The sequence below is a fragment of the Nostoc sp. genome, from assembly GCF_036917535.1.
Taxonomy (GTDB): Bacteria; Cyanobacteriota; Cyanobacteriia; order Cyanobacteriales; family Nostocaceae; genus Nostoc.
On the sequence record NZ_JBALDA010000063.1, the window covers coordinates 97164 to 119753 of the forward strand.

Here is a 22590-nt window from a genome sequence, read left to right on the forward strand (position 1 = left end):
GGTAGGGGTTAAGAATTTCTGTGCTCGCTACAAAAAACTTTACCTGTAAGCCTTTGCTAAGATTTAATCGAGATATTTTGCAATATATTAAGCTGTACTCAGATGTACTCAAGCATGAATTTGATAAGGCTACAAATCTATTTTTTGTATATCCTATTACTATTAGTATCTTATTATTGGATTAGACGAAACACAGGTTTCTTTATTTTCTTTTAGGATTTACTGTCTGTATGTATGTATACGTTTCAAAATATAGTTATCGCTCATCGTAACTGTTTTCTTATTATTATAGATGTGTGGGAATAGCGATCGCAAAATCTTAAAACGGCATAATAAGTAGATATTCTCATAGCAGTTAAATAATTGCTGATTGCTGTAGCGGCGTAAAGCTATGCTACCCTAGCCACGAAACTTGTAGAGACTGATAAGTAGTAGTGCAAAATTAAATATACATTGTCATTGCGAGTGTAGCGGAGCGAAACGTTCGCGAAGCGTCTCGAAGAGAAGCAATCGCAAGGTTTTGGGATTGCTTCACTTCGTTTGCAATGACATAAATAATTTTGCATAACCACTTAAACGGAGTTCAAAGACTCATTAATGCAGTTCAAAGACTCATTAACGAGTATTACAGTTTGGGAATCTTACTTTCTTCTATATGCTTCCTCAACACGCCGCCTAATTGCTTCTTCTGCAATGCGAATATTCTCTTCAATTGGCGGGTACAATAATTTGAAGATTCTCGCTGGCAAAAATAAACAGAACTTGAACCCAGAAAAGTAAGCCTTAACTTTGAGAATCTTGCTTTCTTTGATTTGCTTGCTCAATGCGATGCCTAATCGCTTCTTCTGCAATGCGAATATTTTCTTCAATTGGCGTACCATCTTCAGTAAACATCGACGGATATATAATTGCTTCTGAGTCAGGAGTATGGCGACTAACTAACATATCTAAAGCTTCTAAATCTTCCCGATGTGCAAGTACATAAGCTCTTAGTTCTTTTGTGGACATTTGAGCAAAATTAGGTTTCATCGATAAACCTCCAGTCTCCACTAGGAAAAATCATGATTTGGATATTATCACCTGCCAAAATGAATATGTATCCCTTGAGTTCATTAAAACGGAATAGTTGGATATTGCGATATCCATTAGATAACATCTGGCAGACACGTACACAGGCTAAGGCTTGTTCGTTGGTTGGATTTATTGTCTGTTCCTCAATTGTGACATAGATAATAGTAAGCTTTAATTTTGCGGTTTCTACAAAGAATGGGTTGTGCTTAAGCGATAATAAATACATTTCCCCACAGAAGCACAGTTTATGATCTGCTGCCTGAATCCAGCTTGCCACAATCCGCCCAATCCTGATGGCACAATGTTTTGCTCAAACTGCGGTGTAGGATTGGTAGTGTTGAGAAACTGCTATCGCCCGATTAAATCATTAGGTGGCGGAGGATTTGGTAAGACTTATTTGGCAGAAGATATAGATAAACTCAATGAGCATTGTGTCATCAAGCAATTTGCACCGCAAGTCCAGGGAACAGGCGCGCTAAATAAAGCCACGGAACTATTTGAGCAAGAAGCAAAGCGACTGCAACAGTTAGGAAAACATCTCAAAATTCCCACACTGTTGGCATATTTTGAGCAAGATAATCGCCTGTATTTGGTGCAAGAGTTTATCGATGGGCAGAATTTATTAGCGGAATTACAACAGCAAGGAATTTTCAACGAGCAAAAAGTCAGAGAATTATTGCTTGATTTGTTAGATATTCTCAAAACAGTTCATCAATACAAAGTCATTCACCGCGATATCAAGCCAGAGAATATCATTCGTTGCAGTGATGGGAAATTGGTACTCATTGACTTTGGTGCATCCAAGCAACTGACAGCAACGGTGATGACGCAGGTAGGAACAACTATTGGTTCCTTTGGTTATGCGCCACTGGAACAGATGGAGGGGGGTGAAGCTTACCCAGCCAGTGATTTATATAGTATCGGTGTAACCTGCTTTCACCTGCTGAGTGGAATTCACCCTTCGGAACTTTGGAAACGACAAGGTTATAGTTGGGTTGCGAGTTGGCGACAGCATTTGCAGCAAAGCGTGAGTCAGAATTTGGGGCGTGTGCTAGATAAATTGTTACAAGAAGAATATCAGCAGCGTTATCAGTCAGCCGAGGAAGTTTTACAAGATTTAAATCCCCTGCCACCTTTAATACCCCCAACTCAGCCAGTAATTCCAGTGCCAGCTTCACTACCTGTTACAGTACCTTCTCAACCTCCAATATCAACGCCAGTAGCATGGCCACAAAGATTACTCGCAGGTGTGGCTATTATTCTGGGAGGATTAGTGTTAACCCAATTCATTGGCTATGTTCGCTATGGCTTATTTCCAACTAATCCCATATCTGTAATTGCTAGCAAAGATAGCGATGTTTTCTTAAAAAGAACCCTCACAGGGCATTCTAGCAAGGTTTATTCCGTCGCGATCAGCCCAGATGGCAAAACCCTTGCCAGTGGTAGTTCTGATAAGACCATCAAACTGTGGAATCTAGCAACAGGAGAGCAAATCCGCACCCTCACAGGGCATTCTTACTCGGTTAATTCCCTCGCCATCAGCCCAGATGGCAAAACTCTTGCTAGTGGTAGTTATGATTACCCCATCAAACTGTGGAATCTGGTAACGGGAGAGCAAATCCGCACTCTCACAGGGCATTCTGACTCAGTTGGTTCCGTCGCCATCAGCCCAGATGGTAACATCCTTGCCAGTGGTAGTTTTGACAAAACTATCAAACTATGGAATCTCGAAACCGGAGAGCAAATCCGCAACCTTACAGGGCATTCTGACTCGGTTTGGGACCTCGCCATCAGCCCAGATGGCAAAACCCTTGCCAGTGGTAGTGTGGACAAAACTATCAAACTGTGGAATCTGGCAACCGGAGAGCAAATCCGCACCCTCACAGGGCATTCTTACTCGGTTAATTCCCTCGTCATCAGCCCAGATGGCAAAACTCTTGCTAGTGGTAGTTTTGATACCATCAAACTGTGGAATCTGGCAACCGGAGAGGAAATCCGTACCCTTACAGGACATTCTAACTATAACTATGTTCATTCCGTCGCCATTAGCCCAGATGGCAAAACCCTTGCTAGTGGTAGTTCTGACAAAACCATCAAACTGTGGAATCTCGCAACAGGAGAGGAAATCCGCACCCTCACAGGGCATTCTGACTCGGTTGGTTCCGTCGCCATCAGCCCAGATGGCAAAACCCTTGTCAGTGGTAGTGATGACAAGACCATCAAAATTTGGCGGCTAAAGTAGTGGGTGCTGAGTTCGCAGTTTTGAATATTTAGCTAGATACAGAAAAAGTAACCTAAACTAAAATCAAGATGCTTGGCTCATATTAGCCGCGAGATGGGAGACACATTTGTTACCGAAGTTGGACATGCTCTCAATCGCATTGAACCGTTTTCTCTAAGCATAAACTTATAAAAATAGCTGTAAAATAATTAATAAAATGGTGATAGTTATGCAACACATTACGATTGACGCAGCATCACAACACTTACACGAATTAATCGCAGCAGCAATCAATGGCGAGGAAATTATTATTACCAAAGATGAGCAGCCCGTGGTAAAACTGACTCCGGTGATTCCAGAAAAAAACGCTCTCCTTTATTTGGTAGCGCTAAAGATTTGATTACAATCTCAGATGACTTTGATGAGCCATTATAAGAATTTCAGGATTATATGTAATGCGGATACTGCTAGATACTCATACTTGGATTTGGTTTTTCCAAGGACATAAAAGTTTTAGTAACAAGATGAGGCTATTAATAGAAGACCAAAATAACGAAAAGCTCATCAGCATTGCTAGTGTGTGGGAAATGTCAATCAAACAAAGCATTGGTAAGCTAAGTTTTAGTTTACCAATTAAGACTTTTATCGAGCAACAAATAGCATTCAATGATTTTAAACTACTCAATATCAATCTCGACCACATTGATGTAATTACTACCCTACCCTTACAACATCGTGACCCCTTTGATAGAATTTTAATTGCTCAAGCAATGGTAGAGAAAATTCCAATTATTATTAGTATAGATATAGCATTTGATGCTTATTTGATTACGAGACTTTGGTAATATTGACTTTGAGAGATTTTGTAGATTGGATTGTTCCCGTCAGCGTCGCGTAGCGAAGTATGAGAACCAACAACACTCTTATCTCTAAGATTCATTATTGTCACGGCTATTTTCCGCATCAATTATCTGTTTAATCGCTTCCTCAGCTATGCGAATATTTTCCTCTACTTGTATTCCATCTGCTGTAGCCAATGGAGGCATAGTTTTCCATTTCAGACTAGGATGATGAAACAGCGCACGCATAGCTTCCATATCATCACGGTGTTCTAATACATACTTTCTCAACTCAGGTACACTCATCTGTTCAAAGTTCGGTTTCATTTACAAACCTCCAAGGTTCATGAGAGGGTACGATAATTTGTAGGTTATCACCTGCCAAAATATATACATCTCCAGTCTTGTCATCAAATCTGAACAACCGGATGTCTCGATAGTAGTTAGACAACATTTGACAAACTATTAAACAAGTTATAGCTTGTTGTGCATTGGGATATATAGTATTTTCCTCAATTGTGACATGAATAATATAAGCCCTACAGTGATACAACATCTAGAGTGAAAACCGACAGCATATTTTATCGCTTATTTAAAGAATTTCCCCATATCTTCTTTGAACTAATTGGCAACTCAGGCGAAACAGCAAATTTATACCAATTTTCTTCAGTTGAAGTCAAGCAAACAGCCTTCAGAATTGATGGTGTATTTCTGCCCATCCAAGATCGAGAAGTGCCGATTTATTTTGTTGAGGTTCAGTTTCAACCAGACACAGAGATTTACTTATGCTTAGTATCAGAAATTTCTTTATACTTACGCCAAAATAGACGCAAAAATCCTTGGCGAGGAGTGGTGATTTATCCTACTAGAAATATTGATATAGGAGTTCAAGAAGATTTCTTAGAATTCTTCCACAGCCAGCGTATCAGTAGAATTTACCTAGATGAATTAGGCTCAGCTGCATCCTTACCAATAGGCATTGCTACGATAAAATTAGTAATTGAAGACGAAAATACAGCTATTAACAGCGCCAAGGAATTAATCAACCGCACCCAGCAAGCAGTAAATTTACAACTGCCACAAAAACAATTACTAGAATTGATTGAGACAATCTTAGTTTATAAATTTCCGCAAATGAGTCAAAAGGAGATAGAAGTAATGTTTGGATTAAGTGAATTGAAGCAGACACGAGTTTATCAAGAAGCTAGAGAAGAAGGTAAACAAGAAGGTGAACAAAAAGGACGTTTAGAAGCCAAATTAGAAGCTATCCCTAAACTGTTAGCACTGGGTTTAACCCAAGAACAGGTAGCACAAGCGTTGGATTTGGACATTGCACAAGTTCAAGAAGCAGCACAGCTTGGGCGATCACCGGAATAATTGCCGCGATCGCAGTCTATTCCTAAGTGCGCTCGCCTCCCATCAACTACTTTAGTAGAGTAGTGAGTGCTGAGTTAGGAGTTTTGAGTACTATTGCACATTAATCAAGATGATCCAGAGCTATGCCGAGCGATATCAAATGACAAGTTGCGCCACTAATAATTGACAGATATCGTAACCAAAATGAGTCGCAAGGAGATAGAAGCAATGTTTGGCTTAAGCGATTCAAAGCAAACGTGGGTTTACCAAGAAGGACGTTTAGAAGCAAAATTAGAAGCTGTACCTAAACTTTTAGCACTGGGTTTAACTGTAGAACAGATAGCGCAGGCGTTGGATTTAGATGTTGCACAAGTTCAGCAAGTAGAACAGCAAAAGCGATCGCCGGAGTAATTGCCGCGATCGCATATTAATCTTAATTATCTGGGTCTATGACATCTCAGTTCTATGATAGAAACAAGCCACTAATTAGGTTTAACTTATGTCTTCCCCTTTGCTGGGAAACCCTACGACTGCTGAGACTTCCTATGTTCTTCTGTACAATGTCAGCTGGGAACAGTTAGAACAGCTTGATGTCACCCTTACAGGGACAAGCGCATGACTAACTTATTTAGATAATATTCTCGAAATTATGTCCCCACTTTCTGACGACCATGAGGACAGTAAAAAAACTCTGGCGATGTTGCTGGAAGTCTATATGCGGACGAAAAAGATCCGGTTTTATGGACGAGGAAGTGCAACCATCGGTAAAAAGTCAGACAAAACGCGACGGGAACCGGATGAGTCTTATAATTTCGGAGCAAAAAAACCTATTCCCGATTTAATTTTGGAAATAACTGTCACCAGTGGTGGAATTAATAAGCTAGAAATTTATCAGCGGTTGCGAGTACCTGAAGTTTGGTTTTGGGAAGATGGTTTGTTATCAGTTTATTGTTTGCAAGGTGATAGTTATATAAAAGTTACTAGAAGTACTTTATTGCCTAATTTAGATTTAGATTTATTAGCAAAATATGCGTGAATGGCTGACCAATATGATGCTGTGACTGAATATAGTCAGATATAACTAAAGTAACCTAAACTCAAATCAAAATAACTTGCTACTAAATCTGAAAAAATTATGGTTAACACCTATAGTTATATTAGGTTATACAGGATTTTGCATCTAAATGAAGTACATCCTTACCCTCCTTAATTCCCCCTTTCTAAGGGCAGGGCTGTTTCATTCCACAAAGGATAAGAGTTTGTCAATATCATTAGAGGTAAATATCTGGGCTGAGGTGATGGAGGAATAACCATTTCGGCGCCAAATATTGAGTGCGTTGGCGAAGCCTTGCCGAAGGCATCGTTCGGAGTACCGATAGATTTGCAGGGGCATTCCCCTTACGTATAGTCGAATGATCTTCATTAAAAATCACATCCTTAAACGGCAGTCGCCTCAAGTCGGGAAACCCGCCCACGGCGCTGCCTCCCCAATGAAGACGATTCTCAATCCCCCAATGTCCGCGAATACCTTTGGCAAATGATACTTTTACCATCAATTCCAAACCACTCGGATGTATCCACATGAACGTAGTTTTGCGCCCACTGATTAAATATTTTGGCAAGAATATCAAAGTCTACTCCTATTAGTATCCGACGGATTGTCGAGGTTGATGGCACGCCATGTTTTTCAATTCTGAATTTATCAATTAATACACGACGATGACGTTTTACAAAGTCTCCCCATGCACGATATCCTACGTAGCCGCTCATTGTTCCCATAATCACAAACAGCAATACCATCCACAATTGATGTCTTTGCCCATCTTTGACTCGAAAATCTTTTACTTGCCGTAGTTGTTCAATCAGATTTGCACCCATTGTTTTCATCCCCTCGACGCTTGTCATTTTACATCTTTTAGGGAATGAAACAGCCCTGCCTTATAAAGGGGGGAAATAAAAAATCTTGTTCCCTCCTCTTTCTAAGGGGAGGGTTAGGGTGGGATATTTTTGTACACTGCCACAACAACAATTACTAGAATTAATCGAAACTCATTAATGGAGTTCAAAGGCTCATTAACGAGTATTAAAGGCTGATTAATGGAATCCAAAGACTCATTAATGAGTATCAAAGGCTGATTAATGGAATCCAAAGGTTCATTAATGGAGTTCAAATGCTGATTAATGGAGTCCAAAGACTCATTAATGGAGTTCCAGGACTCATTAATGAGTATCAAAGGCTGATTAATGGAGTCCAAAGGTTCATTAATGGAGTTCAAAGGCTCATTAATGAGTATCAAAGACTCAAGAACCAGATGCAGCTTTAGTCGGTCTACCTTTGATAGCTTTAAAACGTTCGCCTAACTGTTCAGCGACAGTCTTTAAACCGGGAGTCTTTTTCGATGCAGTCTTCACGTAATCATAAACTGTCAAACTGCTAGTCATCGCTTCACTACCGACAGCCATTAGGGTATCATCTACCTGTTCGGTGAGTTGCTGCATGGAGATTAAAAGTTCGGTAAGCGCAGCTGCTAATTGATAATCTTGAACCAGTTCTTCAACGTCAAAAGTGGCTGGAAGAATTTCGCGGTTAGATTGAGCAGCAGTAATGCTATTGTTCACAAAGGCTAGACTTTTATCGCCCATTTTTACTAACTTACGCCGTTCTTCAGTGCTGAGAGTAATTAAAAAGGGGAGTTTTTGTTGAACTTTCTGTAGTGCGGCTTTAATTTCTTGGATATCTTGTGGAGAAAGGGAGGCTGTAATATTTTGATAGGCCATCGTATATTTACCTTGGGAGTTTGATTAATAAAGTAGCAATAGTTGCTAAGTATATAATTCCCATTGGTGGATGCGATCGCACATCATAACTCATTTATTTATCTGTTTTAGCGCCGATGCTGAGGGATACTGACCAGATGCAATCAAAGCTTGTCGCTCTACAAGCCTTTCATCGCCATTAAAATCTAGGATGCGTGCGGTGACTTCTCCAAATTCTGTTTGATATTGAATTACAGCCTCATCTAGTTGAAAATGCTCACCCCAAAAGTCTCTGCGTGGGTTAAAAAACCGCACAAGTTCGCCAGTTTGCCAATTAATTGATCCCAAATCCGTCCCTTTTTGCAGGTTACAGAAGATACAGGCATAGCAGAGATTATCTGCTGTTGTAGCGCCGCCGTGTTTAACACTGATGATATGGTCAACTTGACAACCTGACGATCTATCTACTTCAGAGACGAGACAGTACTCGCAAATATGCTCGGCGCGATCAGCAACTAAACGCCGTAGTTCTGCATTAATATATGGACGAGACATATTGAATACTTATTGAGGGTTAACGTACTGATGAGCCTTTGCTTTTGCTAAAGTCATAATATGCTCTAGCATGAGGAAATAATTCAACTCTTGCTGATCACTTCCAGTAAGACTTTCAGTTTTTGCACGATAAACCAAATCTTCTAAACGGTCTTTCGCTGCATCTGAGAGTTTGAAATCGATAACGCTTTGGGGAGTGGTTCCAGCAGCAATAAACTCTATAATTTCGTCGTATACTTTGATAGTATTTACAGATGTGTTCATAAGCTACCCTTTTAATTCCTAAATTTTATGCAACTTCCAAAGATTTTCCTAGCGTCTTAGGCTCTGGTAGGGGTTCACCATCAGCTAAATATGTTTCAATCAGCATTTCTAAAACTTCCTGAGCATTTTTCAGAGCTTCTTCATAAGTCTCTCCGTGAGTGCAAGGCTGCATTATATTAGTAAAATCAGGCAGCAAAACCACATAACAATCGTCTTCTTCTGACCATTGAATCACGATTGTATATTTCATTCTTCTGTCTCCTCGTCTTCTTTAATTTTATTTAGTTCTTCTAGTGCTTCATTAACTTGCTTTTCTAAATAAGGTTTGGCGTCGCTACCATCTTTGCCAGCGATAATGATAGCTTTCTGCCTTTTTTATAACTCAATACGCTTGGCTTTGTGCATCTTCTCTTCACGCTTGAGACTTGGGGGACAAGGAGGACTTGGGGACAATGATAAGAAGGACAAGAAGAAATTCTCCTTTGTCTCCCCCACCAAGCCCTGTCTCCTTTAACCCAAGTGTATTATTTTATAACTCTCGGTTCACCCATTTTTTGATGAGTTAGAAAAAATCACAGTAGATAAAGATATTTTAAGTATTTCAAAAAAATAATACCTTTAAGTTAGCTTTATTCTGACTCTCGGTAAAATCGGCTAGCCGAGATTTATGTGTAATATAGATTACTAACAAGCTAAAGGGAAGTTTCCAAATGGTTGCATTTACTCTAAAACCAACACAGATGCTCGGACGTATTCTATCCGCATCACTACTTAGTCTGATATCCTTAGAGGTTTTTACCACTACAGCGAGCAGTCAACCGCCTGCTGCGTCTGTTGAAACCAAGCTGAAAGTGCCTAGTACAATGACCTCTGCACCCTTTAACACTAACCGTTACTTGAAAGTGCCGCCCAATTTCTCCGTCTCTGTTTATGCTCGAATTAAGCAAGCTCGCTTTATGGCAGTTGCTCCCAATGGGGATCTTCTAGTATCACAGCCCAATTCCGGTAAAGTGTTAATCGTCCGGCCAAATGGCAGCAAAGACCCAATTATTTCTGACTTCGTGACGGGTCTACGTAAACCACACGACATTGTGTTTCATCAGATTGACAAGACCACATACATTTATATCTCTGAGAGTAATCAGATTAACCGTTTCATCTACAAATCTGGAGACTTAATTGCGAAAAATCGTCAAATCGTTGTAACTGGCTTACCAGACAGCAGCACCTCAGAACTTAGAGGCGCTTATGGTCACGAACTGAAAAATATCGCACTTGATGCCAACCACAAACTGTACGTGTCGATCGCCTCTACATGCAATGCCTGTAAAGAAGATACTGTCAGTACTCCAAAACGCGGTGCAATTTACCAGTACAACGCTAATGGAACCAATCAGCGACTTTTTGCCCAAGGTTTACGTAATGCTGAAGGGTTAGCATTCTTACCTGGTACAAATGACCTTTGGGTAGTCGCTAATAATCGAGATAACATCGCCTATCCCTTCAAAGATAGCAGTGGCAATTACGGTAAGATTATCCCCTCCTACGTAGACAACCACCCACCAGAGGAGTTTACGAAAGTCCGAGATGGCGGTAACTACGGTTGGCCATTCTGCAATCCCAATTCTGACAGGTTAAACAGCCTCAACAATCTGCTATTTGACTGGGACTATCAGTTCAATCGTGATGGAAAGGTTAATTGTAATGCAATGGACAGGATTAGCAAAGGTATCCAAGCCCATTCAGCTCCCTTGGGACTAACATTCTTACAAAATACCAACTTTCCCAGCCTATACTCAAATGGGGTAGTGACAGCGCTGCATGGTTCATGGAATCGGCAGAAGAAAACGGGCTACAAAATAGTTTACTTTCCCTGGAACAGTACGACAAAGACCCCAGGGCAGGAGATAGATTTAGTCACCGATTGGGTAGTTCCAGCAACACAAGAAACCTGGGGGCGACCTGTGGATATGGTAGTAGACCGACAAGGTAATTTGCTAATTTCGGATGACTACAGCGGCACTATCTACAAGCTTTCCTACACACCGTAACTACAGGTTAAGGTTACAATAGCCTTATTTTTACTGGAGTTTCCCAGTCTTTTCGTACAGTTATAAGAGTATACAAAGCCAATGAAGATGACTTAAAGATTGTTGGGAATGACACTATTAGTTCATTAAGTGAACAAGCCGCCTGTACTGCTTTTGGCTTACAAAAAACGTCTTGTATACCCATTACTTCAGAGATAGGTATACAAAACGCTTTTTTCGGCTGTTCGCTGTAAACTAATCAGCAGATATGATATAACAGCATTTTGCCGGAATTGCGGAGCTTTATTTAGTAATTTCTCGTAATCCTAAGAATAGCAATCAATTAGCAACTGCGATCGCAATTTTCCCCACTGCACGTTCGCTTTCACTATAACTATGAGCCGCAGCTAATTCTTGTAAGGGAAATGTGCGATCAATGACTGCACGAATTTTACCAGCTTCAATCAATTCTTTGAGATAAAGTAAGTCTTTGGCGTTGGGTTTTTCAAACACCAATTTTGCTTTTTGACCGGGAAGAAACGCTGTTAAGACGCTTTGCACAGCCGTTTCCGAACTGGGTAGCGTGGTGATATATATGCCATTGGATTTGAGGACTTTTTTGGTTTGAGAGAGCGATCGCTTACCCACTGCATCAAAAATGATATCGTACTGCGTTGTATCTGCGGTGAAATCTTGCCGCGTATAATCAATTACGCGGTCTGCTCCTAAAGATTTCACCAAATCCAAATTTTTAGTACTGCTAACTCCCGTCACCACTGCCCCGAAAGCCTTGGCAATTTGCACCGCAAAACTTCCCACACCCCCCGCAGCACCATTAATTAAAACATTTTGTCCTGTTTGAATATTTCCTCCATCTCGTAGCGCTTGTAGAGCTGTCAGTGCTGCAAGAGGTACAGCCGCAGCTTCTTCATAAGACAGATTCGTTGGTTTGAGTACCGCCAAGTTCTCTGGAATAGCGACAAATTCGGCATAACCTCCTCCAGGGAAACTAGTACTGCCATAAATAGCATTTCCTGGTTTAAAATGTGTGACTTGAGAGCCAACTTCTACCACATCTCCCGCCACATCAAACCCTAAAATCTTCGGGAATTTGCTGCCTGTAAGCAAACTCAACATTCCTTTGCGGATTTTCCAATCAACGGGATTGACACTACTCGCACGAACTTTCACAAGTAACTGCGTTGGCTTAATTTTTGGTTGTTCCACATCTTCATACTGCAACACCTGAGCATCGCCATACCGACGGATAACCACTGCTTTCATCGCATTCCTCCTACTACCCTGTTTGACTGAATGAACTTAAACAGCTTATGACTACAGTGTAGCGATGTCTACGAAAAACTCGTCTATAGGATTTAGCGCTCTCTAAAAAAATCGTATTTGCTTGGGGTTGTGGAAAAGTCAGGCAAGCTGTTACACAGACAAAACTAAATATTTACACTGACGCTACTGTAAAAAAATGAATTGATACTAAAAAAATACTCCCATATCCTGTAACTATTACCGTACTGAAATTAAGAATAATTGTAAATCTAATCAAGATTGTATCAATGATGGAGAAATTCAATATGTCTAAATAATTTGAGGATATAAATTATGCTAGTGCTCATTAACACTTTATCACTAATAAAAATCCACTACAAAATTCTAGCTTTACTAATAGGTATATCAATCATCCTATTACATTTACAAGTAGCAAAGGCAATATGTAGTAATAATCAAGTAGATGAAATTGCTAAAAAAATAACTGTATTAATTGATAGCCAAAAACCAGGCTTAGGAGTAATTATTCAACAAGAAGGTGATGTCCTTATTACTTCTTAATTAGGGAAAGGGCGAAAGACTAGTTTGTAATGAACAATTAAAAAATTTGATTGCGATCGCTCAATCATGTTAAATTATAGTTAGTTGTTTCTCTCAAACACAAAATCTGAGAGTTTCTTACCCATCTCCTCATTGGGAAAATGAAAAAAAGGTGTTGAAAGTTAAACTTTTTGAAAAATATGTGCAGCAACACATCTGTTTCCAGTAGCTCATACGGCTTATCAGATAAGGCTTAAAGGCATAATTGAACATTATTATCAAAGGAAAATTAAATAAATATAAAGTGCATTTTTACCCTAAAAAAAATGATATGTTAGATACAGAATTGAATTTCGCACGTTTCTGGAGTAGGAACGATATAGACTACTCCAGTTTTTCACCCTCAAACCCTTGGCAATTATTGCTTTTGACGGAATTAGAGGGCAATCTGAGTACACATTTAAATAACCCAAACCCAGTTTTAAGTTAGATAAAGTCCTTACTGGGGTTGGGTTGTGGCTGAGTACAAATAAATCCTGAACCCCTGTCAAGAAACACTAGAACCCCAACTAAAAAATACTAGAACCCCTACCCGGAAAAAAATTTTTTAATTCTTGTAATCCTTGAATAATTAGGATTTTTATTATTTGAGTACAAGCGTAATAAATCCAATAAATTCTATCCTAGATAGACGCGCTGTCTGTCTAGGAGACGGCTGCTATAAATCTTATATCGCCAATTACCTAACGCTCCAAAACGAAGCGAAGAGTAAGTGGAGGGATGACATAGCACCATGCCTGAAGTGAATAGAAGTCGCGCCTTGGGGCACAAATTCTACCCAAGAACCGAACATTGACACACACCAGCCGAACATCAAAAGATTTCTTGCCTGCCTTACTTGAAAACAAGTCGCCAAAACCCAGGCGTTTGCAGGCAGTGTGGAAGACGCGACTTCAATTCCTGGGCATAGAGAGTAGCAACAGCATCTCCCACAGTGGCAGCCAAGTCCACCGACCTTTTGCGAAATTCAATGACATCATCGTCTAAACGACTCCTCAACTCTCCCACCACGGAATCGCCAACCCAAGCAAAATCAGGTGGTTGCGGCTGCGACAGCACCAGCAACGCCACCGTGGAAAGGGACGAAAAGCTCCAAGAACGCATTGCGAAACATCCCTGCTACAGCGAAGACGCTCATCACCACTATGCTCGGATGCACGTTGCAGTTGCTCCCGCTTGCAACATTCAATGCAACTATTGCAACCGCAAATATGATTGCGCTAACGAAAGCCGTCCTGGAGTAGTTAGCGAGTTGCTAACACCAGAACAAGCAGCACACAAAGCTTTAGTTATTGGCGGCAAGATTCCTCAAATGACAGTTGTGGGAATTGCCGGTCCTGGCGACCCATTGGCAAACCCAGATAAGACTTTCCGCACATTTGAGTTGATTGCAGAGCAAGCACCAGACATCAAGTTATGCTTATCAACCAATGGTTTAATGCTGCCGGATTACGTTGATCGCATTAAACAATTAAATATAGATCACGTTACGATCACCATTAACGCAGTAGATCCAGAGATCGGTGCTAAGATTTATCCTTGGGTTCACTATAAGCGCAAGCGTTACAGAGGTCTTGAAGGCGCAAAAATTCTCCACGAAAGACAGATGGAAGGATTGCAAGCCCTTAAAGATGCTGACATCTTGTGCAAAGTCAACTCCGTGATGATTCCTGGAATTAATGACCAGCACTTAATTGAAGTGAATCGAGTCATTCGGGAAAAAGGTGCATTCTTGCACAACATCATGCCATTGATTTCTGCACCAGAACATGGTACACACTTCGGTTTAATCGGTCAACGCGGTCCCACACCCAAAGAACTTAAAGAAGTTCAAGACAACTGCTCTGGTAACATGAAAATGATGCGTCACTGTCGCCAGTGCCGTGCCGATGCAGTCGGATTGTTGGGAGAAGACCGCAGCCAAGAATTTTCCAAAGAGAAATTCTTGGAAATGACTCCAGAATACGACATGGAGAAACGTCAAGAAGTTCACGAAGGTATTGAGAAGTTTAAAGAAGAACTTAAAGTAGCCAAAGACAAGGCGCTAGCCGGCAAGAAAATTGCCAACAGTCCGAAAGTTCTCGTTGCAGTCGCAACCAAAGGCGGCGGATTAGTTAACCAACACTTCGGTCATGCGAAGGAATTCCAAATTTATGAAGTGGATGGCAACGAAGCTCGCTTTGTCGGTCATCGGAAAATTGACCAATACTGCCAAGGTGGATACAGCGAGGAAGCTTCTTTCGAGCATATAATGAAAGCGATCGCAGATTGCAAAGCAGTTTTAGTCTCCAAGATTGGTAACAGTCCTCAAGAGAAATTGCAAAAAGCTGGAATACAGAGTATTGAAGCTTACGACGTGATTGAGAAGGTTGCTTTGGAGTTTTACGAGCAATACGTTAAGGAATTAGGAAATTAGGGAATAGGGACTGGGGGCTGGGAATTAAAGAAGAATTTTCCCAATACTCAGTACCCAATCCCTAATGCCTAATGCCCCTTACCCAAAAAAGGAGAATAATCATGGCTTACAAAATTATGACTAGCCAGTGTATTTCCTGCAATCTCTGTCTATCTGTATGTCCCACAAATGCAGTTAAAGTGATTGACGGACAGCACTGGATTGACCCTGAACTTTGTACAAACTGCGTTGGTAGCATTCATACCGTACCTCAGTGTAAAGCTGGTTGTCCCACCTGCGACGGTTGCGTTAAGCAGCCTAGCGATTATTGGGAAGGCTGGTTTGCTAATTACAACCGCGTAGTTGCAAAATTAACAAATAAACAAGATTATTGGGATCGTTGGTTTGACCGTTATAGCCAGACATACTCACAACAGTTGCAAAAGCGTCAATCCCAATCAGTGGGAGCGAAGCCTAATTAAAGCTAAATGTTTAAAATGCAAAGGTTAAAGAGTAAGGATTAAAAAGCATTAATAATTATCCGCCTTTCCCTTACTCCTCTTCCCCGTCCCCTTCCAAAATAACTATGCAAAATAACTGCATCTATCTCGATAATAATGCCACCACTAAGGTAGACTCAGAAGTTATAGAGGTAATGCTACCTTATCTCACAGACTATTACGGCAATCCCTCCAGTATGCATACCTTTGGTGGGCAAGTCGGTAAAGCAGTGAAAACAGCAAGAGCGCAACTTGCAGCCCTTTTGGGAGCCGATGAGTCAGAAATTGTCTACACAAGTTGTGGAACTGAGGGAGATAACGCGGCGATTCGAGCCGCACTGTTGTCGCAACCAGAAAAGCGACATATCATCACCACCCAAGTTGAACATCCAGCAGTACTCAATGTCTGCAAACAATTAGAAACCCAAGGTTACACTGTTACCTATCTATCAGTAAATCATCAAGGGCAGTTGGATCTAGATGAACTAGAAGCCTCCTTGACGGGTAACACCGCCCTGGTGACAATTATGTATGCTAATAATGAAACCGGCACGGTTTTCCCGATTGAGCAAATTGGGTTGCGCGTAAAAGAATATGGCGCTATCTTCCATGTAGATGCGGTGCAAGCTGTGGGAAAAATCCCCTTAAATATGAAGACTAGTACCGTGGATATGTTAACTCTGTCTGGTCACAAGCTGCACGGCCCTAAAGGAATTGGTGCTTTATATATTCGGCGTGGGGTTCGGTTCCGTCCCTTTATTCTTGGGGGACACCAAGAACGCGGACGTAGAGCAGGAACAGAGAATGTTCCAGGAATTATCGCCTTGGGCAAAGCTGCCCAACTAGAACTGTTACACTTAGAAGAAGCGACCACAAGAGAAAGAAGGCTGCGCGATCGCCTCGAACAAACTTTACTCGCTAAAATTCCCGATTGTGTAGTTAACGGTGACGTTACGCAGAGATTGCCAAACACCACAAATATCGGCTTCAAGTACATCGAAGGTGAAGCAATTCTACTGTTATTGAACAAATTCGGTATCTGTGCATCATCGGGTTCTGCTTGCACCTCCGGTTCTCTGGAACCCTCCCACGTCCTGCGGGCAATGGGCTTACCATACACAACTTTGCACGGTTCCATCCGCTTCAGTCTTTGTCGCTACACCACAGAAGCTGAAATCGATCAAGTCATAGAGGTAATGCCTAGTATTATAGAACGTTTACGTGCCCTCTCACCATTCAAAAATGATAATGCAGATTGGCTGCAAGGACAAGAACAAGCACTGGCGCATCGCTAGGGACTAGGGACTGGGGATTAGGGAAGAATTTTCCCAATACCCAGTACCCAATCCCCCAATCTAAAATCCAAAATCTAAAATCTAAAATTCATTATGTGGGACTACACCGATAAAGTATTAGAACTGTTTTACGATCCCAAGAATCAGGGAGAAATTGAAGAAACCAGCGAAGCTGGAGTTAAGGTTGCAACGGGAGAAATCGGTAGCATTGCTTGTGGCGATGCACTGAGATTGCACCTGAAAGTAGAAGTAGAATCTGATAAGATTCTAGATGCTCGCTTTCAAACCTTTGGCTGTACTAGTGCGATCGCATCTTCTAGTGCATTAACCGAAATGGTCAAAGGTTTAACCTTAGATGAAGCCCTGAAAGTGTCCAACAGAGACATTGCAGATTACCTTGGTGGTTTACCAGAAGCAAAGATGCATTGCTCTGTCATGGGGCAAGAAGCGCTAGAAGCTGCTATCTATAATTATCGTGGCATTCCTCTAGCTTCCCATGATGATGACGATGAAGGCGCGTTAGTTTGCAGTTGCTTTGGGATCAGCGAGTCCAAAATTCGCCGCGTCGTTCTAGAAAATAATCTCACTGGTGCTGAACAAGTAACAAATTATGTGAAAGCTGGTGGTGGATGCGGTTCCTGTTTGGCGAACATTGATGATATAATTAAATCAGTTCAACAGGAATACGCCTCACCTGCTCTCAACAATTATGGCGTACAAGTTGCCACAGAAATTGTTACGTCCAAAGAGCGATCGCTAACCAACGTCCAAAAGATTGCTCTAATTCAAAAGGTTCTCGATGAAGAAGTTAGACCCGTACTCATCGCTGACGGGGGAGATGTAGAACTCTATGATGTAGAAGGCGATCGCGTTAAAGTTGTATTGCAAGGTGCTTGCGGTTCCTGTTCTAGTAGTACAGCAACCCTAAAAATTGCGATCGAAGCCAGATTACAAGATCGTGTCAGCAAGAGCCTTGTAGTCGAAGCAGTTTAGGAATTGCTGTAGGACTTAACGTACTCTACAAATACGCCCTAATATGCATTCAGCCAGGAACAGAAAGTAGGATTTGAATTGAATCATTGTCTCCACTCAATGCTTCATACCAATTCGTCAAAAGAAAGATACAGATTGAAATCAAACTTTCTTAACTACAAATTACGTAGACACCCGAAGGATTGCTCCCCCCAAGGTATTACAAATTACGAATTGGTATCAGTCCTATCAACTATGACGGCTAACAGCATATAGGCGAAGAGATTAAGCGCCTAAAAAGCAAATTCATCATCTAACTCGCTTCAAAGGAATAGAATATGAGTACATTGTACGACAAACTTGGTGGACAATCAGCTATTGAACAAATAGTAGATGAACTCCACAAACGCATTGCCACAGATAGCCTCCTCAATCCCATTTTTGCTGGTACAGATATGGCGAAGCAACGTAATCATCTAGTTGCTTTCTTATCTCAAATATTTGAAGGGCCAAAGCAATACACCGGTCGTCCAATGGACAAAACCCACGCAGGATTGAATTTACAGCAACAACACTTCGATGAGATCGCAAAACTCCTGGGTGAATCAATGGCTGTGCGTGGAGAGTCGCCAGAAGACACCCAAGCTGCACTAGAGCGCGTCTCAAATTTCAAGGGCGCTATTTTGAACAAGTAATAGGATTTATGCATTGATTGTTGACAAATAACAATATCAAGTCCTATTGAATCTTGCAAGCTGAAACACATTATGACGTATTTGTAAATTGCGTAATTTTCTTTGTTCATTGTCAAAACAAATGACAAAGAGAGAAGTCTGATCGCCGGTTTCCGGCGATCAGAACTTCGGGAACAAAAAACAAAAAGAAAAGAAATTTAACCAAGAAATATATGTATTTGCTTTCAATCATTTTAGCTGTAGAGCGATCGCCACCGGTGACGTTCTACATCCCCTCACTGCTGTAGCTCAACAAGCGTGAGTAGCCCAAAGACAAACGAAAAAGACCCACCAACCAACCAATTGTAGGAATACACAAATCATGACTGACGAAAATATTAGACAGATAGCTTTCTACGGTAAGGGCGGTATCGGTAAATCTACCACCTCTCAAAACACCTTGGCAGCTATGGCAGAAATGGGCCAACGCATTCTTATCGTTGGTTGCGACCCTAAAGCTGACTCTACCCGCTTGATGCTGCACAGCAAAGCTCAAACAACCGTTCTTCACCTCGCCGCAGAACGTGGTGCAGTAGAAGATATCGAAATCGAAGAAGTTATGCTCAAGGGTTTCCGTGACGTTCGTTGCGTAGAATCTGGTGGTCCAGAACCCGGTGTAGGTTGCGCCGGTCGTGGTATTATCACCGCCATCAACTTCTTGGAAGAAAATGGTGCTTACCAAGACCTAGACTTCGTATCTTACGACGTATTGGGTGACGTTGTTTGCGGTGGTTTTGCTATGCCTATTCGTGAAGGTAAAGCACAAGAAATCTACATCGTGACATCGGGTGAAATGATGGCGATGTACGCTGCTAACAACATCGCTCGTGGTGTTCTTAAGTATGCTCACACAGGTGGCGTGCGTTTGGGTGGTTTGATTTGTAACAGCCGTAAAACTGACCGGGAACACGAACTCATCGAAACCTTGGCAAAACGGTTGAACACCCAAATGATTCACTTCGTACCCCGTGACAACATTGTTCAACACGCAGAATTACGCCGGATGACTGTTAACGAGTACGCACCAGAAAGCAACCAAGCTAACGAATATCGGACATTGGCTACCAAGATCATCAATAACAAAAATCTAGCTATTCCTACGCCTATTGAAATGGAAGAACTAGAAGACTTGTTGATTGAATTCGGTATTCTCGAAAGCGAGGAAAATGCTGCCAAGTTGGTAGGTAAGACTGCTGAAGAAGCTCCCGTAGCATAAGTCGGCGCTAAGAAATAATGCTTTAGCACAAGGAAAAAGGAAGAGTTTCATATCTTCCCTTTTACCTTTCACCTTTCCCTTACATCCCCCCTAAATTTAGAGGGGACTCCTAGTCCCCTTATGCCCCCATCCTTAAGAGTTACAGAGGCTAAATATGACACCTCCAGAAAATCAAAACATCATCGAAGAAAGAAAAGAGCTAATTAAAGAAGTTCTCAGTGCTTATCCAGAAAAAGCCGCTAAAAAGCGGGAAAAACACTTAAAAGTATACGAAGAAGGTAAGTCCGATTGCGGCGTTAAGTCTAACATCAAATCTCTTCCTGGGGTAATGACCGCTCGTGGTTGTGCTTACGCTGGTTCTAAAGGTGTGGTTTGGGGTCCTATTAAAGACATGATCCACATCAGCCACGGGCCTGTAGGTTGCGGTTACTGGTCTTGGTCTGGTCGTCGTAACTACTACATCGGCACCACAGGTGTTGACACCTTTGGTACCATGCACTTTACCTCCGACTTCCAAGAAAGAGATATCGTTTTCGGTGGTGACAAGAAACTTGTCAAGCTGATCGAAGAACTTGATGTACTTTTCCCCCTCAACCGTGGTGTTTCCATTCAATCTGAATGTCCCATTGGTCTAATTGGGGATGACATCGAAGCTGTTGCTCGCAAGACATCGAAAACAATTGGTAAGCCAGTTGTACCTGTGCGTTGCGAAGGCTTCCGGGGTGTTTCCCAATCTTTGGGACACCACATTGCTAACGACATGGTTCGTGACTGGGTGTTCACCAGAGCAGACCAAGCCAAAAAAGACGGTACACTTCAGTTTGAAAGTACCCCTTATGATGTGGCAATTATTGGTGACTATAATATCGGTGGTGATGCTTGGGCGAGCCGCATCCTGTTAGAAGAACTCGGCTTGCGCGTAGTCGCTCAGTGGTCTGGTGATGGCACCATTAACGAAATGTTGATGACCCCCAATGTGAAGATGAACCTCATCCACTGCTATCGGTCAATGAACTATATCAGCCGTCACATGGAAGAAGCTTACGGTATACCCTGGCTTGAGTATAATTTCTTCGGCCCCACCAAGATTGCTGAATCTTTACGGGAAATCGCTTCTAAGTTTGACGAAACAATCCAAGCAAACGCTGAGAAGGTCATCGCCAAGTATCAGCCTACAATGGATACGATTCTTAAGAAATATCGCCCTCGCTTGGAAGGTAAGACTGTTGCCATCATGGTTGGTGGTCTACGTCCTCGCCACGTTGTCCCAGCTTTCCAAGACTTGGGTATGAAGATGATTGGTACAGGTTATGAGTTCGCTCATAACGATGACTACAAACGTACCACTCACTACATCGAAAACGGCACCATCGTTTATGACGACGTTACCGCTTACGAATTCGAGGAATTTATCAAAGCGCTGAAGCCTGACCTCGTAGCTTCTGGTGTGAAAGAGAAGTACGTCTTCCAAAAGATGGGTCTTCCTTTCCGTCAAATGCACTCTTGGGATTACTCCGAACCTAGCGATCGCTCCTCAACATCATATAATGCAAGGTTTTTTCGCTGCGGTAGAAAAAAGCAGCTTATTTCTAGCCTAAATGCGAGTTGCAGGGTTATGTAGGAACAATCTATTTTGATGCTTTAGATAGCAAAACTCTTATGGAATATGGTTTAAATATTTGAATGGCATTTTGCTCAAAGAAAAACTGTAAAATTGAAAACTATTTTAATTGACGATTTTTAGATTAAATGGCTGTTGTTTGCAGCATAATTGTTAACTTACTTGAGATGCAACCAATAAATCTGTTAAAACCCCGTAAGGTTAAAGAATTCTATCTTGCCATATTTCTTTGTCTGTGATAAAAAGAACAATATTACACGTAAAGAGTAAGGCATAACCAAAACCAACACTCTTGTTCACCTATGATCTGAGACATCTACCCAAACTATGCTTTTAGAGACTTTAGCAACCAAGGCTGTGGAGTATTTTGCACTGCAAGTTTCAGGTGGTGCTTTGCAAAAGTTGGGGGCGGATGCAAAAGACTACCTTCAAAAGTTAGTGGGTGTAATATATACTCACTTCGCTGGTAGACAAGAAATTCAGGAAGCTACACAAAATCCGGCAGTTTTGAAAGCAGCAATCATTAAAGAGGCTCCAAACAATGTCGCTTTTCGTGAAGAACTGGAAAGTGTAGTTATCAAGCTGATCGAGATTGAGGGAAATCAAAATAGCGGAACTGTTAATCAGGTTTCTACTGGTTCTGGATCAAATATTAATGCTCCACAAAATACAGGAAATATAGCAGGAGGAAATCAGTACTTTCGGGGCTGAAGAACTTCACTTAAATTTCTCTTCAAATCCTGAATTTTTAGCGACAGAACTTCCTAAACACTTAAGATTAAAGTCATTTTGGAGGAGACTCTGGAACTACATTACAACTTTATTATTCTTTTTTGTAGTATTTTTTGCATGGTTTTTTCTTGGACTCACTGCAAGCCAT

At 41.4% G+C, this 22590-nt stretch carries 27 protein-coding genes and 1 pseudogene; 16 read left to right on the forward strand and 12 right to left on the reverse strand.

The window, feature by feature from the left end:
- Nucleotides 1-783 precede the first annotated feature (783 nt).
- A complete protein-coding gene (locus V7K56_RS20805) occupies nt 784-1029 on the reverse strand; it encodes a DUF6887 family protein (protein WP_334913136.1) in 246 nt (81 codons plus the stop codon).
- Entirely contained in the window at nt 1019-1348 is a 330-nt protein-coding gene (locus tag V7K56_RS20810) for a DUF6888 family protein (protein WP_334913138.1), read from the reverse strand. The genes V7K56_RS20805 and V7K56_RS20810 overlap by 11 nt, the downstream gene beginning before the upstream one ends.
- Here V7K56_RS20810 and V7K56_RS20815 point away from each other — a divergent pair.
- From V7K56_RS20815 to V7K56_RS20825, 3 genes are all read left to right on the forward strand, one after another.
- Nucleotides 1319-3313, forward strand: a complete 1995-nt coding sequence (locus V7K56_RS20815) for a serine/threonine-protein kinase (RefSeq protein ID WP_334913140.1) — start codon at nt 1319-1321, stop codon at nt 3311-3313. The genes V7K56_RS20810 and V7K56_RS20815 overlap by 30 nt on opposite strands.
- Nucleotides 3314-3521: 208 nt before the next feature.
- Nucleotides 3522-3692 carry a type II toxin-antitoxin system Phd/YefM family antitoxin gene (locus V7K56_RS20820; protein WP_442940125.1) on the forward strand — a complete coding sequence of 57 codons (171 nt, stop codon included), beginning with the start codon at nt 3522-3524 and terminating at the stop codon, nt 3690-3692.
- Between the two features lie 55 nt (nt 3693-3747).
- Nucleotides 3748-4137, forward strand: a complete 390-nt coding sequence (locus V7K56_RS20825) for a type II toxin-antitoxin system VapC family toxin (RefSeq protein ID WP_334913142.1) — start codon at nt 3748-3750, stop codon at nt 4135-4137.
- A gap of 84 nt (nt 4138-4221) precedes the next feature.
- On the opposite strand, the gene V7K56_RS20830 is transcribed toward V7K56_RS20825, so the two are convergent.
- Nucleotides 4222-4458 (reverse strand): DUF6887 family protein, encoded by a 237-nt coding sequence (locus V7K56_RS20830; protein ID WP_322729734.1) that lies wholly within the window; start codon nt 4456-4458, stop codon nt 4222-4224.
- Entirely contained in the window at nt 4442-4687 is a 246-nt protein-coding gene (locus V7K56_RS37180; RefSeq protein ID WP_442940126.1) for a DUF6888 family protein, read from the reverse strand. Before V7K56_RS37180 ends, V7K56_RS20830 begins: the two co-directional genes overlap by 17 nt.
- 5 nt (nt 4688-4692) lie before the next feature.
- On the opposite strand from V7K56_RS37180, the gene V7K56_RS20835 reads away from it, so the two are divergent.
- The 3 genes and pseudogenes from V7K56_RS20835 to V7K56_RS20845 all read left to right on the forward strand — a co-directional run.
- Entirely contained in the window at nt 4693-5508 is an 816-nt protein-coding gene (locus V7K56_RS20835) for an Rpn family recombination-promoting nuclease/putative transposase (protein WP_334913147.1), read from the forward strand.
- A gap of 183 nt (nt 5509-5691) precedes the next feature.
- A complete protein-coding gene (locus V7K56_RS20840; protein WP_442940127.1) occupies nt 5692-5898 on the forward strand; it encodes a hypothetical protein in 207 nt (68 codons plus the stop codon).
- Between the two features lie 223 nt (nt 5899-6121).
- A pseudogene (locus V7K56_RS20845) lies at nt 6122-6523 on the forward strand (Uma2 family endonuclease); the annotation flags it as partial.
- A 235-nt stretch (nt 6524-6758) separates the two neighbouring features.
- On the opposite strand, the gene V7K56_RS20850 reads toward V7K56_RS20845, so the two are convergent.
- From V7K56_RS20850 to V7K56_RS20875, 6 genes are all read right to left on the reverse strand, one after another.
- Nucleotides 6759-7040 carry a hypothetical protein gene (locus V7K56_RS20850; RefSeq protein WP_334913149.1) on the reverse strand — a complete coding sequence of 94 codons (282 nt, stop codon included), beginning with the start codon at nt 7038-7040 and terminating at the stop codon, nt 6759-6761.
- Nucleotides 6991-7392: a transposase family protein gene (locus V7K56_RS20855; RefSeq protein WP_334913151.1), complete on the reverse strand. Its 402-nt coding sequence runs from the start codon at nt 7390-7392 to the stop codon at nt 6991-6993. The genes V7K56_RS20850 and V7K56_RS20855 overlap by 50 nt, the downstream gene beginning before the upstream one ends.
- A 396-nt stretch (nt 7393-7788) precedes the next feature.
- The gene (locus V7K56_RS20860; RefSeq protein WP_334913153.1) at nt 7789-8265 is read right to left on the reverse strand and encodes a hypothetical protein; all 477 of its coding nucleotides are present in this window, start codon (nt 8263-8265) and stop codon (nt 7789-7791) included.
- 90 nt (nt 8266-8355) lie between these two features.
- Nucleotides 8356-8799, reverse strand: coding sequence for an HNH endonuclease (locus tag V7K56_RS20865; RefSeq protein WP_334913155.1), 444 nt, complete (start codon nt 8797-8799; stop codon nt 8356-8358).
- Nucleotides 8800-8808: 9 nt separating this feature from the next.
- The gene (locus tag V7K56_RS20870) at nt 8809-9063 is read right to left on the reverse strand and encodes a hypothetical protein (RefSeq protein ID WP_334913157.1); all 255 of its coding nucleotides are present in this window, start codon (nt 9061-9063) and stop codon (nt 8809-8811) included.
- A 25-nt stretch (nt 9064-9088) separates the two neighbouring features.
- Nucleotides 9089-9313 carry a type II toxin-antitoxin system HicB family antitoxin gene (locus V7K56_RS20875; protein WP_334913159.1) on the reverse strand — a complete coding sequence of 75 codons (225 nt, stop codon included), beginning with the start codon at nt 9311-9313 and terminating at the stop codon, nt 9089-9091.
- A 460-nt stretch (nt 9314-9773) separates the two neighbouring features.
- Between V7K56_RS20875 and V7K56_RS20880 the strand changes: the two genes are divergently transcribed.
- The gene (locus V7K56_RS20880; RefSeq protein WP_334913161.1) at nt 9774-11114 is read left to right on the forward strand and encodes a PQQ-dependent sugar dehydrogenase; all 1341 of its coding nucleotides are present in this window, start codon (nt 9774-9776) and stop codon (nt 11112-11114) included.
- A gap of 318 nt (nt 11115-11432) precedes the next feature.
- Here the strand turns inward: V7K56_RS20880 and V7K56_RS20885 are convergent, their stop codons facing one another.
- Nucleotides 11433-12377 carry an NAD(P)-dependent alcohol dehydrogenase gene (locus V7K56_RS20885; RefSeq protein WP_334913163.1) on the reverse strand — a complete coding sequence of 315 codons (945 nt, stop codon included), beginning with the start codon at nt 12375-12377 and terminating at the stop codon, nt 11433-11435.
- A 333-nt stretch (nt 12378-12710) separates the two neighbouring features.
- Here V7K56_RS20885 and V7K56_RS20890 point away from each other — a divergent pair, with 333 nt between their 5' ends.
- Nucleotides 12711-12938 carry a hypothetical protein gene (locus tag V7K56_RS20890; RefSeq protein WP_334913164.1) on the forward strand — a complete coding sequence of 76 codons (228 nt, stop codon included), beginning with the start codon at nt 12711-12713 and terminating at the stop codon, nt 12936-12938.
- An 873-nt stretch (nt 12939-13811) separates the two neighbouring features.
- On the opposite strand, the gene V7K56_RS20895 is transcribed toward V7K56_RS20890, so the two are convergent.
- Nucleotides 13812-14081, reverse strand: coding sequence for a hypothetical protein (locus V7K56_RS20895; RefSeq protein WP_334913166.1), 270 nt, complete (start codon nt 14079-14081; stop codon nt 13812-13814).
- Here V7K56_RS20895 and nifB point away from each other — a divergent pair.
- The 8 genes from nifB to V7K56_RS20935 all read left to right on the forward strand — a co-directional run bounded on the left by nifB (nt 14050) and on the right by V7K56_RS20935 (nt 22421).
- Nucleotides 14050-15393 carry a nitrogenase cofactor biosynthesis protein NifB gene (gene nifB / locus V7K56_RS20900; protein WP_334913168.1) on the forward strand — a complete coding sequence of 448 codons (1344 nt, stop codon included), beginning with the start codon at nt 14050-14052 and terminating at the stop codon, nt 15391-15393. The two genes, V7K56_RS20895 and nifB, sit on opposite strands and share 32 nt — an antisense overlap.
- Before the next feature lie 101 nt (nt 15394-15494).
- A complete protein-coding gene (locus V7K56_RS20905) occupies nt 15495-15854 on the forward strand; it encodes a 4Fe-4S binding protein (protein ID WP_334742246.1) in 360 nt (119 codons plus the stop codon).
- A gap of 104 nt (nt 15855-15958) precedes the next feature.
- Nucleotides 15959-17167, forward strand: coding sequence for a cysteine desulfurase NifS (nifS, locus tag V7K56_RS20910; protein ID WP_334913171.1), 1209 nt, complete (start codon nt 15959-15961; stop codon nt 17165-17167).
- A gap of 93 nt (nt 17168-17260) precedes the next feature.
- Complete coding sequence (gene nifU, locus V7K56_RS20915; protein WP_334913173.1) at nt 17261-18160, forward strand: Fe-S cluster assembly protein NifU; 900 nt, start codon at nt 17261-17263, stop codon at nt 18158-18160.
- 317 nt (nt 18161-18477) lie between these two features.
- Nucleotides 18478-18834, forward strand: a complete 357-nt coding sequence (locus tag V7K56_RS20920) for a globin domain-containing protein (RefSeq protein WP_334913175.1) — start codon at nt 18478-18480, stop codon at nt 18832-18834.
- 361 nt (nt 18835-19195) lie between these two features.
- A complete protein-coding gene (gene nifH / locus V7K56_RS20925) occupies nt 19196-20089 on the forward strand; it encodes a nitrogenase iron protein (protein ID WP_334913177.1) in 894 nt (297 codons plus the stop codon).
- 154 nt (nt 20090-20243) lie between these two features.
- The gene (gene nifD / locus V7K56_RS20930; RefSeq protein WP_334913179.1) at nt 20244-21710 is read left to right on the forward strand and encodes a nitrogenase molybdenum-iron protein alpha chain; all 1467 of its coding nucleotides are present in this window, start codon (nt 20244-20246) and stop codon (nt 21708-21710) included.
- Between the two features lie 327 nt (nt 21711-22037).
- Entirely contained in the window at nt 22038-22421 is a 384-nt protein-coding gene (locus V7K56_RS20935) for a hypothetical protein (protein ID WP_334913181.1), read from the forward strand.
- The last annotated feature ends 169 nt before the right edge of the window (nt 22422-22590 follow it).

Coding starts and splice junctions, on each gene's coding strand:
- V7K56_RS20875 (WP_334913159.1), bottom strand. CDS start 9,313: ATGAAATATACAATCGTGATTCAATGGTCAGAAGAAGACGATTGTTAT.
- V7K56_RS20855 (WP_334913151.1), bottom strand. CDS start 7,392: ATGACAAGCGTCGAGGGGATGAAAACAATGGGTGCAAATCTGATTGAA.
- V7K56_RS20805 (WP_334913136.1), bottom strand. CDS start 1,029: ATGAAACCTAATTTTGCTCAAATGTCCACAAAAGAACTAAGAGCTTAT.
- nifD (WP_334913179.1), top strand. CDS start 20,244: ATGACACCTCCAGAAAATCAAAACATCATCGAAGAAAGAAAAGAGCTA.
- V7K56_RS20840 (WP_442940127.1), top strand. CDS start 5,692: ATGAGTCGCAAGGAGATAGAAGCAATGTTTGGCTTAAGCGATTCAAAG.
- V7K56_RS20825 (WP_334913142.1), top strand. CDS start 3,748: ATGCGGATACTGCTAGATACTCATACTTGGATTTGGTTTTTCCAAGGA.
- V7K56_RS20885 (WP_334913163.1), bottom strand. CDS start 12,377: ATGAAAGCAGTGGTTATCCGTCGGTATGGCGATGCTCAGGTGTTGCAG.
- V7K56_RS20820 (WP_442940125.1), top strand. CDS start 3,522: ATGCAACACATTACGATTGACGCAGCATCACAACACTTACACGAATTA.
- V7K56_RS20815 (WP_334913140.1), top strand. CDS start 1,319: ATGATCTGCTGCCTGAATCCAGCTTGCCACAATCCGCCCAATCCTGAT.
- V7K56_RS20830 (WP_322729734.1), bottom strand. CDS start 4,458: ATGAAACCGAACTTTGAACAGATGAGTGTACCTGAGTTGAGAAAGTAT.
- V7K56_RS20880 (WP_334913161.1), top strand. CDS start 9,774: ATGGTTGCATTTACTCTAAAACCAACACAGATGCTCGGACGTATTCTA.
- V7K56_RS20850 (WP_334913149.1), bottom strand. CDS start 7,040: ATGGTAAAAGTATCATTTGCCAAAGGTATTCGCGGACATTGGGGGATT.
- V7K56_RS20920 (WP_334913175.1), top strand. CDS start 18,478: ATGAGTACATTGTACGACAAACTTGGTGGACAATCAGCTATTGAACAA.
- nifU (WP_334913173.1), top strand. CDS start 17,261: ATGTGGGACTACACCGATAAAGTATTAGAACTGTTTTACGATCCCAAG.
- V7K56_RS20870 (WP_334913157.1), bottom strand. CDS start 9,063: ATGAACACATCTGTAAATACTATCAAAGTATACGACGAAATTATAGAG.
- V7K56_RS20860 (WP_334913153.1), bottom strand. CDS start 8,265: ATGGCCTATCAAAATATTACAGCCTCCCTTTCTCCACAAGATATCCAA.
- V7K56_RS20905 (WP_334742246.1), top strand. CDS start 15,495: ATGGCTTACAAAATTATGACTAGCCAGTGTATTTCCTGCAATCTCTGT.
- V7K56_RS20895 (WP_334913166.1), bottom strand. CDS start 14,081: ATGCGTTCTTGGAGCTTTTCGTCCCTTTCCACGGTGGCGTTGCTGGTG.
- V7K56_RS20935 (WP_334913181.1), top strand. CDS start 22,038: ATGCTTTTAGAGACTTTAGCAACCAAGGCTGTGGAGTATTTTGCACTG.
- V7K56_RS20890 (WP_334913164.1), top strand. CDS start 12,711: ATGCTAGTGCTCATTAACACTTTATCACTAATAAAAATCCACTACAAA.
- nifH (WP_334913177.1), top strand. CDS start 19,196: ATGACTGACGAAAATATTAGACAGATAGCTTTCTACGGTAAGGGCGGT.
- nifS (WP_334913171.1), top strand. CDS start 15,959: ATGCAAAATAACTGCATCTATCTCGATAATAATGCCACCACTAAGGTA.
- V7K56_RS20865 (WP_334913155.1), bottom strand. CDS start 8,799: ATGTCTCGTCCATATATTAATGCAGAACTACGGCGTTTAGTTGCTGAT.
- V7K56_RS37180 (WP_442940126.1), bottom strand. CDS start 4,687: ATGTTGTATCACTGTAGGGCTTATATTATTCATGTCACAATTGAGGAA.